17 protein-coding genes are annotated in these 15245 nt (G+C 37.5%); all 17 read right to left on the bottom strand.

Going from position 1 to position 15245, the window contains the following annotated elements:
• The 17 genes from pyrH to fliR all read right to left on the bottom strand — a co-directional run bounded on the left by pyrH (window position 1) and on the right by fliR (window position 15245).
• Window positions 1-714, bottom strand: coding sequence for a UMP kinase (gene pyrH / locus ACPLVE_RS00550; protein ID WP_424608868.1), 714 nt, complete (start codon window positions 712-714; stop codon window positions 1-3).
• 95 nt (window positions 715-809) lie between these two features.
• Complete coding sequence (tsf, locus tag ACPLVE_RS00545; protein ID WP_424608866.1) at window positions 810-1412, bottom strand: translation elongation factor Ts; 603 nt, start codon at window positions 1410-1412, stop codon at window positions 810-812.
• Between the two features lie 72 nt (window positions 1413-1484).
• Window positions 1485-2192, bottom strand: a complete 708-nt coding sequence (gene rpsB / locus ACPLVE_RS00540; protein ID WP_424608864.1) for a 30S ribosomal protein S2 — start codon at window positions 2190-2192, stop codon at window positions 1485-1487.
• 147 nt (window positions 2193-2339) lie between these two features.
• On the bottom strand, window positions 2340-2621 hold the full coding sequence (locus ACPLVE_RS00535; protein ID WP_424608862.1) for a hypothetical protein: 282 nt from the start codon (window positions 2619-2621) through the stop codon (window positions 2340-2342).
• An 11-nt stretch (window positions 2622-2632) separates the two neighbouring features.
• Window positions 2633-3997 (bottom strand): DUF342 domain-containing protein, encoded by a 1365-nt coding sequence (locus tag ACPLVE_RS00530; protein ID WP_424608860.1) that lies wholly within the window; start codon window positions 3995-3997, stop codon window positions 2633-2635.
• Window positions 3998-4012: 15 nt separating this feature from the next.
• Window positions 4013-4753, bottom strand: a complete 741-nt coding sequence (locus ACPLVE_RS00525; protein ID WP_424608859.1) for a FliA/WhiG family RNA polymerase sigma factor — start codon at window positions 4751-4753, stop codon at window positions 4013-4015.
• Between the two features lie 24 nt (window positions 4754-4777).
• Window positions 4778-5266, bottom strand: a complete 489-nt coding sequence (locus ACPLVE_RS00520) for a chemotaxis protein CheD (RefSeq protein ID WP_424608857.1) — start codon at window positions 5264-5266, stop codon at window positions 4778-4780.
• Window positions 5247-5882 (bottom strand): chemotaxis protein CheC, encoded by a 636-nt coding sequence (locus tag ACPLVE_RS00515; RefSeq protein ID WP_424608856.1) that lies wholly within the window; start codon window positions 5880-5882, stop codon window positions 5247-5249. Before ACPLVE_RS00515 ends, ACPLVE_RS00520 begins: the two co-directional genes overlap by 20 nt.
• Entirely contained in the window at window positions 5879-6304 is a 426-nt protein-coding gene (locus ACPLVE_RS00510; RefSeq protein WP_424608854.1) for a chemotaxis protein CheW, read from the bottom strand. The genes ACPLVE_RS00515 and ACPLVE_RS00510 overlap by 4 nt, the downstream gene beginning before the upstream one ends.
• A 15-nt stretch (window positions 6305-6319) precedes the next feature.
• Complete coding sequence (locus ACPLVE_RS00505; protein ID WP_424608852.1) at window positions 6320-8263, bottom strand: chemotaxis protein CheW; 1944 nt, start codon at window positions 8261-8263, stop codon at window positions 6320-6322.
• The gene (locus ACPLVE_RS00500) at window positions 8241-8837 is read right to left on the bottom strand and encodes a CheB methylesterase domain-containing protein (protein WP_424608850.1); all 597 of its coding nucleotides are present in this window, start codon (window positions 8835-8837) and stop codon (window positions 8241-8243) included. Before ACPLVE_RS00500 ends, ACPLVE_RS00505 begins: the two co-directional genes overlap by 23 nt.
• Window positions 8838-8840: 3 nt before the next feature.
• Window positions 8841-9464 carry a flagellar brake protein gene (locus ACPLVE_RS00495; RefSeq protein WP_424608848.1) on the bottom strand — a complete coding sequence of 208 codons (624 nt, stop codon included), beginning with the start codon at window positions 9462-9464 and terminating at the stop codon, window positions 8841-8843.
• Entirely contained in the window at window positions 9465-10319 is an 855-nt protein-coding gene (locus ACPLVE_RS00490) for a MinD/ParA family ATP-binding protein (RefSeq protein ID WP_424608847.1), read from the bottom strand.
• A gap of 4 nt (window positions 10320-10323) precedes the next feature.
• Window positions 10324-11349: an AAA family ATPase gene (locus tag ACPLVE_RS00485; protein ID WP_424608845.1), complete on the bottom strand. Its 1026-nt coding sequence runs from the start codon at window positions 11347-11349 to the stop codon at window positions 10324-10326.
• A complete protein-coding gene (gene flhA, locus ACPLVE_RS00480; protein ID WP_424608843.1) occupies window positions 11339-13360 on the bottom strand; it encodes a flagellar biosynthesis protein FlhA in 2022 nt (673 codons plus the stop codon). Before flhA ends, ACPLVE_RS00485 begins: the two co-directional genes overlap by 11 nt.
• Window positions 13361-13371: 11 nt before the next feature.
• Entirely contained in the window at window positions 13372-14463 is a 1092-nt protein-coding gene (gene flhB / locus ACPLVE_RS00475; protein ID WP_424608841.1) for a flagellar biosynthesis protein FlhB, read from the bottom strand.
• Window positions 14460-15245, bottom strand: coding sequence for a flagellar biosynthetic protein FliR (gene fliR / locus ACPLVE_RS00470; protein ID WP_424608839.1), 786 nt, complete (start codon window positions 15243-15245; stop codon window positions 14460-14462). The genes flhB and fliR overlap by 4 nt, the downstream gene beginning before the upstream one ends.

Raw genomic sequence — 15245 nt, 5'->3', positions numbered from 1 at the left:
TTAGCCCTCCTTTACAATTGTCCCAATATCATTTCCCATAACTACTTTCTTGATATTACCATAAGTGGTTAGGTCAAAAACGATGATGGGGATTTTATTGTCCATACAGAGGGAAGTCGCAGTAGAATCCATGACTCCTAATCCCTTGTTTAAAACATCTAAATAGCTCAATTCTTTAAACTTGACCGCATCTTTGTGCTTGAGGGGGTCTTTGTCATAAACGCCATCCACTTTTTTGGCAAGGAGTATCACTTCGGCGTCTATTTCGGCAGCCCTTAATGAAGCTGCAGTGTCTGTGGAAAAGAAGGGATTACCAGTACCTGCTGCAAAAATGACTACGCGCCCTTTTTCTAAGTGTCTTATAGCTCTCCTGCGAATATATGGTTCTGCAATTGCCCTCATCTCTATTGCAGTTTGCACCCTTGTGGGAACCCCTCTTTGCTCCAACGCATCTTGCAAAGCCAGAGCATTTATGACTGTCGCGAGCATTCCCATGTGGTCAGCAGTAGTTCTGTCCATCCCCACTGCATCTCGACCTCGCCAGATATTACCGCCTCCGACTACTAACCCGATTTGTACCCCCAATTCCCGCACTTCCTTTATCTCATCCGCAATCCTATTTACTACATTAAAGTCTATTCCAAACTCTTTGTCTCCGGCCAAGGCTTCGCCTGAGATTTTCAGAACTACCCTTTTATACACTACTGATGACACAATAACACCCCATTCTTATATAAGTTTCTATATAATTTCAAAAAATCCTTCTAAAATTTCAAAATTTCATAAAAAGGGGACACATCAGTGTCCCTTTATTTTTCTATGCCTTCTCCCCTCTCAAACCTTGCAAATCTCCTTATTACAATATTCTCTCCAAGTTTTGCTATCATTTCGTTCAGCAAATCCTTTACGGTTTTTTCAGGGTCTCTAATGTACTCTTGTTCAAGAAGGCAATTTTCTTTATAAAATTTTTCCAAACGACCTTCGACTATTCTGTCAATAACGTTAGCAGGCTTTCCTTCATTTAAAGCCTGAGCCTTTAAGATTTCCTTTTCTTTCTCTATAACTTCTTGCGGAACATCTTCCCTTGAAATATACTTTGGATTAGCAGCAGCAATTTGCATGCAAACTTCCTTAACAAAATTTCTAAATTCCTCTGTATTCGCCACAAAATCCGTCTCACAATTTACTTCCACAAGCACGCCAATTCTGCCGCCACCATGTATGTAAGCCTCTACCAAGCCTTCATTGGCTGTTCTCCCTGCTTTTTTAGCAGCTGCAGCTAATCCTTTTTCTCTTAAAATATCTATAGCCTTTTCTATATCACCATTCGCTTCAATTAAAGCATTTTTGCAGTCCATCATGCCTGCACCAGTTCTTTCTCTTAACTCTTTCACAGCTTGTGCAGATATCATTGTAACAAGTACCTCCTTGTTTTTAGTATAAATTTAGTGGTAAGGAAGCTTCCCTACCACCAACATAAAGATTTATTCTTCAGCAGCCTCAAACTGCTCACCCTGTTTGCCTTCTAAGACAGCATCGGCAATTTTGGAAGTAATCAACTTCACAGCTCTTATAGCGTCATCGTTGCCGGGTATTGGGTAATCTATTAACTCAGGGTCGCAGTTTGTATCCACAATCGCAACTATCGGGATTTCAAGGGCTCTAGCTTCAGACACCGCAATGGCTTCCTTTTTCGGGTCCACAATAAACAAAGCAGAAGGCAAAGACTCCATGTTTTCAATTCCACCTAAAAACTTCTGTAACCTCTCCTTTTCTTTTCTAAGCCTTATAACTTCCTTTTTAGGTAACACTTCAAAAGTTCCATCCTCTTCCATCTTTTTGAGTTCTTTCAAACGCTGAATCCTTGTCCTAATCGTTTTGAAATTGGTAAGCGTGCCACCCAGCCACCTCTGGTTTACGTAAAACATTCCACACCTTTCTGCTTCTTCTTTTATTGACTCTTGAGCCTGTTTTTTCGTCCCGACAAAAAGTATGGTACCTCCATCCATTACTAACTTCTTTACAAACTCATAAGCTTGCTCCAATTTTTCTACTGTTTGCTGTAAGTCGATGATATAAATTCCATTTCTTTCGGTAAAAATATACGGTGCCATTTTAGGGTTCCATCTTCTTGTCTGATGGCCGAAATGAACTCCTGCTTCCAGCAGTTGCTTCATTGACACTATTGACATAAATACACCTCCTTGATGGTTATTCCTCCGCCCAATTCATCTTGCAAAAAGACCCTTTTAGGGCACCCTTTTTGCAATCCTCAGGCGTGTGTGATAACTGCCAATGAATACTATATTATATATTCTCCCAAATGTCAATATCCGTAATTATATTTTAATGTCAATATGCCCTATATTTTTTTGTTTATCCTTTTTCCTGCCTTTTTGTTCTTCTTTTCTGTCGCGAAATCCTTTTTCTTTTATATAGGTTTTCTCAGATTTTTCTAACTCATTGGTCTTAGATTTTTTTATTTCATTTTCTCTGTTTATAGAAACCGATAACTGCTGGGAGTAAACATTAGGCTTTTGAAGGTCCACCTGCTTTAAATTACCAACTTCTACCGTTCGCGGAAGTATGGACTTTAAATCTATGGGATTTGGAGCAGTCATATTTTATCGCCTCACTTTAGAGGGAAGAATTTTACTTCATCTTCTTTTTTTACAAACATGGCATATTTTATAGGTTCCTTAATTTTTAAAACTGCATCGTCAATTACAAGTTTTGTTCCCGGGAAAATTGTATCCAAAACCTTTACTATCCCAGAACTAGAAGTCTTTATTTCTTCGTTCAAAATCCTCAACTCTTCTTCTAAATGATGATTGGTATATGAAAGTTCTTCCAAGGACTTTTCTGCCTTTTCTTTTATTTCCTGTTTCTCAGGGGGGAGTTTTTCAAATTTTTCGAGATAGCTTATTATTTTACGAAGTTTTTCCATAGCAGACCGGTTTTCTTCTATTTGATATATTAATTCCGCTATTTTCAAACGCTTTTGGGGGATTATTCCCACCTGAAGTTCAGTATACGTTCCCATCTTGGAACCAACAATAGCAGCATAAATTTCTCTTCCTGCCACGACTCTACTCCCTATAATCTGGCTTTTATTTCCCAAAAGCTTAACATTTCCCCCTGCCTTCACATCTGAATAGATTATTGCCTCTCCAAAAACGTCTCCTCCTGCTTCTACACTGCAATTTTGAAAGTAACGAGCAGTTACGTTCCCCTCTGCAATGATTTTTGCCTTTCCTCCTCCTTGGATTCCTTTGTGGATGTTTATATTTCCTTTAGCAATTATAGTAGCGGCTTCAACGACTCCAAAGATTTCTATATTGCCCTCACTTTCCACAACAAATCCTGATTTTACATTCCCGGTTATTTTTACACTCGCAACAGTTTTTATATTGCCAACAGAGGTATCTACTTCTTTTACTTCCAAAAGAGTCCGAACTTCTACTTTATTGTTCACTGCCACTATATGTCCATCCACTGCAGCAATTAAATTATCGCCCTCTATATAGGTATTTTTGCCCAGTGGAAGGCGCACATCTTTGCCTTTAATTGCGGGAATGGGTTCTCCAAAAACGTTTTTCCCGGGTTCTCCCTGTGTAGGAGGAATCCTTTGTGCTATGATTTGACCTTTTTTAACGTTTTTGAAGAGGTTAAGATTCTTATAATCTACAGTTCCATCCTCCAATATTTTAGGGGTAGTAGAAGAATGGATGTCTATCATAAAAACGATCTTTCCATCTTCTCCATTTACAGGCTTTTTCCCTTCTGCAACCAGGACGTACTTTGCATTCTGGGGATTCCTGCAAATTTCCTCTACGATATTCAATTTTATCCCATAAATTACTTTATAAGAAGCCAATACCCTTAATATCTCTTCCTGTGTTGGAATAATTCCTTCAGGATCTTCGACTAATGAAATATAAGCCTGCTGTCTATCCCTTGAAACCTCTACCAACACCCTATATTTTTTTCCATCCATTTCAAAGCCCCCATTTTAAAAATACTCGCCCATCATCTCCCGTATTTTTTTTATGGCTTTGGAATGAATTTGAGAAATACGTGATTCTGTCAAATTAAGTATCTTGCTTATATCTTTGTAATTTAAGTCCTCATAATAATAAAGAGTGATTACAAGTCTTTCTTTTTCTGACAATTTTTCAATTGCCTGGGCGAGCTTTTTCTTTAGTTCTTTATAGAGAAGTTCATCTTCCGGATTTTTTAAATCTATTTCTGAGATAGAACGAAGTCTCAGGTTGTTCTCAATAGCTTCTTCTAAAGAATTGATATTTGACACATTTATATAGCTTAAAGTCTTTAACACCTCTTCTTCTTCTAATCCACAAGCCTCCGTTATCTCTTCTACAGTAGGTTCTCTATTATACTTTTGCTGAAGTTTTTCAACTGTCTCTTCAATTTTTTTATACTTCTTCTTCAGGCTTCTAGGCATCCAGTCCCTTTTTCTTAGGTAATCTATGATTTCTCCCCTTATCCTTAAAGTAGCATACGTTTCAAATTTTACGCCCTTGTCTGGCTGGTATTTTTCAATAGCGTCTATTAACCCCAAAATTCCTTGATGGATGAGGTCTTCGTATTCTGACTGCGCTATATCCGATATAACAAGCTTTTTTACTATGTGTTTCACTAATGGCAGATATCTCACTATAACTTCATTCCTCGCATCAAGGTCCTTTTGAAAGTCGTAAATTTTCCAAACATCCTCCTCCACTACTGACATATGAATTCCCCCAGTTTCTATTTTTTATATGTACCTGACACCATGACCTATTGTCTTTACTAAAAGTTTTCCGTCTTCCGAGTAAAATTCTATCGTTCTTCCGTAATTCCCTCCCGTATCTTCTGCCACAATGGGTATACCAAATTTTTTTAAGATTTCTTTTGTGGCTAACACGTTTCTTTCTCCTATATTCATGAGGTCAGAATTTATTTTAGATGAAAACATTTGCGCGCCTCCAGCTATTTTGCTTATCAGTCTTTTGGAATTTGCTCCCTCTTTTACCATTTGTTCTACTAAGAGTTCTATTCCAGTATCTGCAAACTTTAGTTTGTTGGAGTTGTCCGAGATTTTGTTGCTATAAGGGAGCATGATATGTACGAGCCCCGCAATTTTTGAAATAGGGTCATAAAGTACGATACCTACGCAAGACCCCAGCCCGATTGTGGTCAATATCCCCGGACTTTTTGTAACTTTTGCATCTGCCATTCCAACCCTAAGAATTTTGTTCTCCATTTACTTCAACCCCAAGCGCCTTTAATATCAAATCAAAAGAATTTATATCAGGTATAAGGAAAAAATCTCCTTTTATCAGCCTTTCCCCTTCTATAAACTCTGTTTCTATAAACAGTATCTTATCGGAAATCTCTCCATACTGTATTGCAGGAACGCTTAAAATGGCTCCCGCCATGTCTATGCTCAACGCAGGAGGCGATATCTTCATGTTGAGGGAAGTAAGAGTAGAAAGAGAAGCTACATAACTTCCTGCCATTATATTTCCAATTTCCTCTAGTGCAGACTTTTCAAGGTCGTCAAATTCTTCTTTTGCTTCTATTCCCATGAGATTCCATATGAGAGAAGAAGCACTTTTAAGGTCCAAAGCAAATAAAATGTTCCCTTTTACGTCTCCATCAAGCCCGAAGTATATTCCTACGATCACGGTATCAGGAGACCCAAATATGTCTGGAACTTCTATTAGTTCTAAAATTTTTATAGTAGGAACTTTCATGTCCACTTTCTTGCCTATCATAGTAGAAAGTGCTGTTATAGCATTTCCAGCTCCTATATTGCCTAATTCTTTTAAAACATCTAAATATATCTCATTTAACCTGTTTATATCCACATCTCTCACATCCCAATCCCTAAAAGTCTGTGCAAGTCCAGTAGTAAAAGTACCCTATCTTTGATTTTTCCAACTGTAGTAACAAATTTCGAATACTCCTCTTTACCTTCGCTAAAAGAAAGCCTGTCCATATCTTCTTCTTTGATATCTACTACTTCATTAGCATTATCTACGATAAGCCCCACCACCATGTCTTCATCCTTTAAGACTACTATTCTCGTGTCTTCATCGTATTCTTTTTCAGGAAGCCCTAATTTCAACCGTAAGGATATTACCGGTATTATTTCCCCTCTTAGGTTTATAACCCCTTTAACATAATTTTCTGTCTGAGGTACTCTTGTTATAGGCAAAATCTTTTCTATAGTCTGTACCTTTTCAATTCCTATAGCATATTCCTCATCTTCTATCCTGGCCACAACAAAAAGACCCAAAGTCCTCCCTCCCATTTAGAACAAATTATTGGCATCTACAATCAATGCTACCTGCCCATCCCCTAATATTGTCGCTCCCGCAATTATTTTGACATTGGACAAGTATTTCCCTAGCGGCTTAATAACTATTTCCTGCTGCCCTATTAAATCGTCCACCGTACAGCAAGCGAGGTTCTCTCCTTTTTTTATTATCACACAGACCAAGTTGCCATTTGTTTGAGTTTTTTTGGTCTGAAGTACTTCATTTAGGCGTATTATTGGTATTACTTTGCCTCTATAAAGCACTATTTCTTTCCCTTGAACATTTCTTATCTCTTCTTCTTTTTTGTGTATTATCTCAGAAATAGAATTTAAAGGTATCGCAAACTTTTCATCCCCTACTCTCACTAGTAAAGCTTGAATTATGGCAAGAGTCAGAGGAAGTTTTATTAAAAATTTTGTACCTTTATCAAGGTCAGAAAAAACTTCAATTGTGCCATTTAAAGATTCGATCTTATTTTTAACTACATCCAATCCCACGCCTCTTCCAGAAATATCTGTAACTTTATCTGCTGTACTGAAACCTGGCTTGAATAAAATCTCAAATATTTTATCTTTTGAAAGATTTGCAATTTGCTCTTCAGTATATATACCTCTTTCAATAGCTTTTTCCTTCACCTTTTCAATGTCAATTCCTCTCCCATCATCACTTACTTCTATTATCACATTGTTACCTTCATGGTAGGCTTTCAAATTGATAGTACCTACTGAAGGCTTGCCTTTTCTTTGCCTCTCTTCTGGTGGTTCTATCCCATGGTCAATAGAATTTCTTATAAGGTGAACAAGAGGATCCCCTATCTCATCTATCACGGTTCTATCTACTTCTGTATCTTGCCCGTACATGTTAAGATTAATTTTCTTTCCGAGTTCAAGGGACAGATCTCTAACCATTCTTGGAAATCTATTAAAAACTCTTTCTACCGGGACCATTCTTACCTTCATAACCGCGTCGTGTAAACTTGTAGTAATTCTTTCTAGATATTCAATTGCACTTGAAGTCTCTGGATTTTTGTTCTCAGCTTCTAAACCCTCTAACCTGGTCTTTATTATTATAAGTTCACTAACAAGATTCATCAGATTGTCTAACCTGTCTATATCAACCCTTACACTTTTGGAAGTTTTATTCGAGCTTAATGTTTTTTTAGTTGCTTCTAAAATCTTTACATCCTCGTTTTCTTCTTTTAAAGAAGTTACATGTATTTCTTCTATCTCTACCTTTTCTACTTCAGGTATGGATAAAAGGGTTTCTTTTAGTTTTTCTTTATCTTCTTTTGTAAGAAAATGAAGGGTAAAGGTATAGTCAAATTTTTCATCTTCTATATCTTCCACCGGAGGAAAAGAATTTATTATTTCTCCCAGCTTGTCGAGGCTGTTAAAAATGACAAAAGCTCTGGCCGACTTCATCATGCAACCTTTGTCTATGTCGATGGTTATTCTAAAAGCCCTGTAATTTTCTTTATAGGCCTCTCTTATCACATCTTCTTCATACTCATTAATAGAATTATTATCATATGAGGAGGTTAAGAGAGCTTTCTCATCAGAATCTTTCTCTTTTATGCCAGATAATAGAAATATCACCTCGTCGGCTGGAAAATCTTCTCCTGTTTGTGATATAGAACTTACCATTTCACTCAATACATCTACGCCTTTGAAAAGCACATCCATTATAGCGCTGTTAATAGAGATTCTACCATTTTTTATCTCTTGAAGAATATCCTCCATTTTGTGGGCCAACCTGTTCATATTTTCAAAGCCCATTGTAGCCGCCATTCCTTTTAGGGTATGAGCAGACCGAAAAATTTCGTCGATCACGCTCCTATTCTGAGGGTCTTTTTCTAAAAGAAGGAGGTTAGCGTTTAAATTTTCTATGTGCTCTTGAGATTCCTCAATAAATATTTCAATGTATTGATTGGTTTCCATAAAACTCCCTCACTTTCTCTATTATTTCCTGCGGAATCTTATCTAAAGGCAAGACCTTGTCTACAACCCCTGTTTTTATAGCACTATAGGGCATCCCTTTTGCAATAGAAGATTCTACATCTTGAGAAATTATGTAAGCATTTTTATCTTTTAAAAATCTTATCCCCTTTGCTCCATCACTTCCCATTCCTGTTAGTATAACAGCTATTATGCAGTAATCAAGTTTTGAAGCACTTATAAAAGTCGCATCTATTGATGGTTTATAGATAGAATCGAATTGTTCAACGAGCTTTACTTTGACTTTCTCCCCTTCCTTTTCAAGAATTAGATGTTTATCTCCCGGAGTTATATAAGCTACATTATTTCTTATTACTTCATTATCCTCTGCCTCTTTAACCTTTATCCTGCACTTTATGTTGAGCCTTTCCGCCATAAGGCCTGTGAACCTTTGCGGCATATGTTGAACCACCACCAAAGGTACCCCTATATCTTCAGGTAAACTGGAAAGAAGGTATTCTAAGGCTCTCGGACCCCCAGTAGAAGACCCAATCAGTACAATGCATTTGTCTTTCATACCCTATTCAATCCCTTTTTGCCTTATTTTTCTCTGCTCTTCAAATATGTAGCGTATTATCTTTTCTCTCATTTTTTCATCTATGTCCACATAACAAACGCCTATTTCATATCCCTTTTCTAAACCCTCTTCATATCTCACAACTTTCCCTATGACCCTTACCTCTTCATCCAAGATAAAATTACATTCTATCTGAGTTCCTACCTCTAATTTTTTGTCTACTTGACATCTTAACCCCCCACCACTTATGTCTTGTATCATTCCCCTGTATTCTTCATCTTCACCTACTATTTTGTAAGTAAAGGGTATTAATTTTTCCAGCCTAAAGTACTTCCTTCTCTGCAATCTTTCTACACCGCTTATAGGCATTAATTCTAAAAGCGGTATGCTACCTGAGAACCTGTTCAAAACCTTTGCGTAGAATATGAAAAGTCCCTGCTTTGTAAAGTAAATAACTTGGACAATAGAATCAACCCTTATAGGTACAAGGTGACCGCGGTAAACTGGAGTGTCAACCAGCAAAGTTCCATCCCTTGATACATCCTGCACCTGGGAAGAGTACATGACCTTTCCTTCATTTAATCCGATTTTAATTTTCTGTCCCGGTTGTAAGTTTACTTGATTCATTTACATCCTCCCTCTATCTTTGTTTAAAAGTCTCGCAAAAATCCCCCACAACCCTTTTGATTCTTCGGGAGGAGGCTCATTAGCTAATTTAGCAGCAATTTGAAGAAACCTTTTTGCTGTCTTACCATTATGGTATTTGATGATTATGGGAGTCTGTTCGATTATGCACTCAGTCATCTTTTCATCAATTTCCAGATATCCCAGATCTGAAAGTTCTACTCCAAGATAATTGTTTACTACTGCTTCAAATCTTTTATAAATTTTTCTGTATTCTTCAAAGTTCTTTGCCTTATTAATGATGATATTTATCTTTTTTTTCTCTTCAACTAATGAATGTTTTATCAACGTATAAGCATCCATTATGGAAGTAGGTTCAGGAGTAACTATCAATATTACCTCATCTGCCGCTTTTAGAAATTGGTTTACCACTTTGTTAAGACCTGCACCTGTATCTATAATAATAAAATCGGAATAATAGTCTAAAATTTTAATATTGCTAAGGAAAAGAGACAAATCAACCCCTTCGCCAACAGAAGCAAAATCTCCTCCAGAGGAAATGTATTTAACTCCCAGTGGACCTTCACTTATCACTTCTGTTATCATTTTGTTATTGTACAAGACATCAAACAGCGTATATCTAGAAGTTACACCCATTTCAATTTCTACATTCGAAAACCCTAAATCAGCATCAATTATGGTGACGTTGTAGCCCAGTTTTTTTAATGCCAAGGACAAGTTTACTGATATGCAAGTTTTGCCTATCCCTCCTTTTCCTCCGCTTATCGTCACTACTCTGCTCTTTTTGATAGCCTTTTGCTGGGAAACCAATCTTCTCAAGCTTTCTGCCTGGTCCATCGCTTTAATACCCCTTTACTATACTTGAAAAAATGATTTCGCTGTCTGCAAGCATCAAATCATCCGGTACTATTTGCCCGTTTGTGAAATAAGAAATTGGTTGCCCGGAATAATAAACTGCATTCAATATAGAACTATAGTTGTCCGTCTCGTCCAACTTTGTAAATATAAGCTTATAATTTCCCGCAAAATCGTATTTTTTTATTACTTCTTTTAAATCTTGAGGCCTTGTGGTAGCACTTAAGCATAAGTATATTTCGTCGCATTCGGCATACTTCATGAAGGTTTTAAGCTCATTAACACGCTTTTCATCTTTATGGCTTCTTCCTGCGGTATCTATTAAAACTACATCGTAATTTTTAAATTCCGGTTGTAGCTTGTGAAATTCAAATACATTGCTGACCACTCTAACTGGCACTCCTAAAATGTCACCATAACTTTTAATCTGTTCGTAAGCAGCAATTCTAAATACATCTGCCGTAACAAGCATTACTTTTTTCCCTTCGTTTAGAATAAGATGAGACGCTATCTTTGCTACCGTCGTAGTTTTGCCTACACCTGTAGGACCTATAAAAAGTACCTTTTTACTCTTGCCACTGTCAAGGGGTTGAGGAGCTCCTAAAAAAGCTTTAATCCTTTTTTTAAGCAGTTCTTTTCCCACCTCATCCAGTTCATCTATTCCTTCTCCTAAGAGTTGAGAAAGTTCCTTTTCAATACCATACTCAAGGAGTTTCGAAGTAATTGATTTTACTCCGTTTTCAAAAATTTGTGTATTTTTTTCTGTAGCTATTGTCTTTATAAGGTTTTTAAGTTCATTTATGTCCTTTTTCGTGATTATATCTTTCGGCACGGAATAGGGAGTGTCCTCTACAGCAGCTACTACTTCCACCTTGCTTTTTTTAAAAAGTCCCCTTAATCCTTTTTCTTTTACCCTGTGTTGATGAAGAATCACGGCATTACTTCCCATTTCTGCTTTCACCATCTTAAGCGCTTCTTGAAAGTCATTGGCTATATACTTTTTAATTTTCACCCAATTTCACCGTCCCCACAGAAATTACTTCTACATTGGGTAAAAGCTCGTTATAGGATAAAACAGCAATATCTGGAGAAAGCTGTTCTACCAATTTTCTCAAGTAAAACCTTGTAACAGGTGCAGTAAGAATAACAGGCTGTATCCCCTTAATATTTAAATTTCTTGCAGTCTCCTGGATGCTTCTCAAAATCCTCTGTGCGGTCACAGGTTCTATGGCAAGGTAAGATCCGTGTTCAGTCTGTGTAATGCTGGAAGATATTATTTGCTCCACCGAAGGATCTAAGGTTATCACTTTTATCTTGCCATCAGGAGCATATTTGTTCGAGATGGTACGGGCAAGAGCCTGTCTCACGTATTCGGTTAATACATCAGTATCTCTTGCTACAGGAGCATAGTCTGCCAAAGTCTCTAAAATTGTAACAAGATCTCTAATAGGAATTCCTTCCCTTAAAAGGTTTGAAAGCACTTTCTGTATTTCTCCCACCGTCATAACTTTAGGTACCAGCTCTTCTACGAGTGTCGGGTGGGTTGATTTTATATTGTCAATGAGATTTTGCACCTCCTGTCTGCCCAAAAGCTCGTGCGCGTGTTGCTTGATGATGTGGGTAAGGTGCGTTGCTATCACAGTAGGAACATCTACCACCGTATAGCCTCTCGCTTCTACTTTAGACCTCTCATTCTCATCTACCCAAATAGCTTCGAGGCCAAAAGCGGGTTCTCTTTCCCTTATACCTTCTACGTCCTCTTCAATTTCTCCAGCCGTCATAGCCATATATCTGTCTACATATACTTTGCCACGAGCCACTTCATTTCCTTTTATCTTTATGACATATTCATTTGGCATAAGCTGTATATTGTCCCTTAAGCGCACCATTGGAACCACAATACCAAGTTCCAAAGCAATTTGTCGCCTTATCATCACAATCCTATCCAGAAGTTCACCGCTTGCAAGAGGTATAAGCTCATATCCGAACTCTAACTCGATTGGGTCTATCTGGAGTATTTCATATACTTTCTTCGGATCTCTTATACTTTCGAGTTCTTTTATGCTTTCTTCCTGGTCCTCTTCTTTCAATTCAACCTTTTTTGTAGTAGCAAATCCAAGATAAGCAAACAAGCTTCCCATTAAAATGAGAGGAAGTTTAGGCAAAAGGGGTACAAAAACCAATGCAAACAAAAGCAAAGAAGCAATTTTTAAAATCCGCGGCTCGCTAAATACCTGCCGTACCATATCAAGACCTAGATTAAAATCTGAAGAAGCGCGAGTTACAATTATACCTGTTGCAGTAGAGATTAAAAGAGCAGGTATTTGATTAACAAGGCCCTCTCCAACAGTTAAAAGGGTGTAAGTGTGAAGTGCAGTATTTGCATCCATTCCTTTCATTGCCATTCCAATAATAAATCCACCGATTATATTTATGATTATCACAATTATGGAAACTATGGCATCTCCTCTCACAAACTTGCTGGCTCCATCCATAGCACCGTAAAACTTAGCTTCCTGCTGAATCTGTTTTCTTCTTTCTATCGCTTCCCTCTCCGTTATAATACCAGCATTTAAGTCGGCATCGATAGCCATTTGCTTTCCTGGCATAGCATCCAATGTGAAACGGGCAGCTACCTCTGATACTCTTTCGGCTCCCTTGGTTATGACAATAAATTGTACAATGGCGATTATTAGAAAAATTATGAAGCCTACTACCGGATTTCCTCCTATTACAAAACTTCCAAATGCTTGTATGACACCACCTGCATAGGCATTGGTGAGTATGAGCCTTGTGCTTGATATATTAAGGGCCAATCTTATAAGGGTAGTCACCAGAAGTATCGAAGGAAAAACGTAAAAATCCAAAGAATCCTTAACGTACATGGTAGTCAAAAGTATTATAATAGACAAAGTGATATTGAAAATTAACAGAAAATCCATAACCAAAGGAGGAACAGGAATTATTATCAAAAAAACTATTCCAACCACAAAAAGCGCTATTGTAAATTCAGAGGTTTTCAAGATATCCCTCCTTATTCTCCTCGCAGGCTGTAGACATATGCTAGAACTTCTGCTACTGCCTGGTAAAGTTCGGGTGGAATCATCTGACCGACTTCCGTGGAATTATAGAGAGATTGAGCAAGAGGTTTATTCTCTACAACGGGTATATTAAGCTTTTCCGCCTCTTCTCTTATTTTCAGCGCCAGCAGGTCTTTCCCTTTGGCTACAACTACAGGTGCATCATTTACTTCACTGTCATACATGAGAGCTACTGCAAAATGAGTGGGGTTCGTTATTACTACATCTGCCTTTTTCAATTCTTGCATCATCCTTCGAGTAGATATTTGTCTTTGCCTTTTTCGCACCTCTGCTTTTATTTGAGGGTTACCCTCCGTCTCCTTAAATTCCTCCTTTATGTCCTCCTTGCTCATCTTGAGGCTATTTTCGTATTCTCTCCACTGAAAGAAGTAATCAATAACTCCTAAAATCACCAGAACAACTCCCACTCTTATAGTAATCCCGAAAAGCAAGTTAGAAACATACCTTAAAAGGTCCTGAACCCTCATGTCAAGAAGCATGGGTATTCCTTTATACTGAGAAGCCAAAAAGGAATACATTATGTAAAACAGTACCACTACTTTTGCAATGGATTTAAAAAGCTCTAAAAGCGCTCTCCTTGAGAATATCCTTTTAAATCCTTCCACAGGGTTTAATCTTTCAAACTTTAGTGTCAACGGTTCTGTAGTAAACACAAACCCCACCTGAAAATATGTAGCAGCTAAAGCTATTGTAAAAACTGTAAATACAAAAGGAAAAACAATCAACGCAGTTTGGCTTAGAACATAGCGAAAAATTTTCCATATTCCTATTGTATTAAATACATCATCGTTTGCCCCGGAATAGGTAAAAAGAAGAAATTTTAAAAGGGTTCCCACTCGCCCCAAAAAACCCTCTAAAAAGAAGGTAATCATCAAAAAACCTATGACTATGACGAGAGCCGAGGTTATTTCTCTACTTTGAAAAACCTGCCCCTTTTTTCTAGCCTCCTGTCTCCTCTTAGGTGTAGCTGGCTCTGTTTTTTCTCCTGCAAAAAGTTGAAGATTTATTTTATTCACTTTTATCACCTTGGCATCATCAATTTCATCAATCTAAAGATGTCTGCATTCATGCCGTTGAATATCACATCCACAACAGTTATGTACATTGGCAACATGATGAGAAGTGTAAAGATCCCAACAAACACCTTTGCAGGCATTCCTACCATAAACACATTAAGCTGCGGTATTGTCCTTGAAATTATCCCTAAGACCAAATCCGTCAGAACTGTAGTCAATATTATGGGAACACTTATTCTAAACCCTATTGCAAACATATCTGCCACCATTTTAGTCAAAACCTGCGATATCCCTGAAAAATCAAAATAGGCTTTCCCAATGGGTATAATTTCGATGCTTTTTGCCAAAAAGGTAAAAAGCACATAATGTCCATTCATAAGCATGAATATCAGGATGGTCATGATGTATATAAAATTTCCCATTAAAGGCACCTGTGACTCACTATGAACATCCAGTATATTCACAAGTCCAAAACCAATCTGATAATCGATCAGCTGCCCTGCTAAGTATACGGCACTAAAGGCTATCATAGAGGCAAGTCCTATAACAAGTCCTATCAAAAATTCAGAGATCACTGTCAAAAAGTAGCTTATAATATTGTCTATGTTAACAGAAACAGAAGGCATCACGTCAAAGACGAGGAGAGAAGCAAAAAATCCTAAACCTATTTTAAAAGCCGTGGGAACATGTCTTGTTCCAAAAAAAGGAGCAAGTATGAAAATTCCCAACATCCTTACAAAAAGTAATATAAAAACTTGAGCGTTTTGCAGTATATAATTCATAATATCCAT

Source organism: Caldanaerobacter sp. (assembly GCF_049701115.1).
Classification (GTDB): Bacteria; Bacillota; Thermoanaerobacteria; order Thermoanaerobacterales; family Thermoanaerobacteraceae; genus Thermoanaerobacter.
Note: the sequence above shows the minus strand (reverse complement) of the source record. Positions and strands in the feature narration are given on the sequence as shown.

What these genes read in the sequence shown, in the direction of transcription:
- ACPLVE_RS00505 (WP_424608852.1), bottom strand. Translation starts at nt 8,263, where the DNA reads ATGGAAACCAATCAATACATTGAAATATTTATTGAGGAATCTCAAGAG.
- ACPLVE_RS00530 (WP_424608860.1), bottom strand. Translation starts at nt 3,997, where the DNA reads ATGGATGGAAAAAAATATAGGGTGTTGGTAGAGGTTTCAAGGGATAGA.
- fliR (WP_424608839.1), bottom strand. Translation starts at nt 15,245, where the DNA reads ATGGATATTATGAATTATATACTGCAAAACGCTCAAGTTTTTATATTA.
- ACPLVE_RS00495 (WP_424608848.1), bottom strand. Translation starts at nt 9,464, where the DNA reads ATGAATCAAGTAAACTTACAACCGGGACAGAAAATTAAAATCGGATTA.
- ACPLVE_RS00525 (WP_424608859.1), bottom strand. Translation starts at nt 4,753, where the DNA reads ATGTCAGTAGTGGAGGAGGATGTTTGGAAAATTTACGACTTTCAAAAG.
- rpsB (WP_424608864.1), bottom strand. Translation starts at nt 2,192, where the DNA reads ATGTCAATAGTGTCAATGAAGCAACTGCTGGAAGCAGGAGTTCATTTC.
- ACPLVE_RS00520 (WP_424608857.1), bottom strand. Translation starts at nt 5,266, where the DNA reads ATGGAGAACAAAATTCTTAGGGTTGGAATGGCAGATGCAAAAGTTACA.
- ACPLVE_RS00535 (WP_424608862.1), bottom strand. Translation starts at nt 2,621, where the DNA reads ATGACTGCTCCAAATCCCATAGATTTAAAGTCCATACTTCCGCGAACG.
- tsf (WP_424608866.1), bottom strand. Translation starts at nt 1,412, where the DNA reads ATGATATCTGCACAAGCTGTGAAAGAGTTAAGAGAAAGAACTGGTGCA.
- ACPLVE_RS00490 (WP_424608847.1), bottom strand. Translation starts at nt 10,319, where the DNA reads ATGGACCAGGCAGAAAGCTTGAGAAGATTGGTTTCCCAGCAAAAGGCT.
- ACPLVE_RS00500 (WP_424608850.1), bottom strand. Translation starts at nt 8,837, where the DNA reads ATGAAAGACAAATGCATTGTACTGATTGGGTCTTCTACTGGGGGTCCG.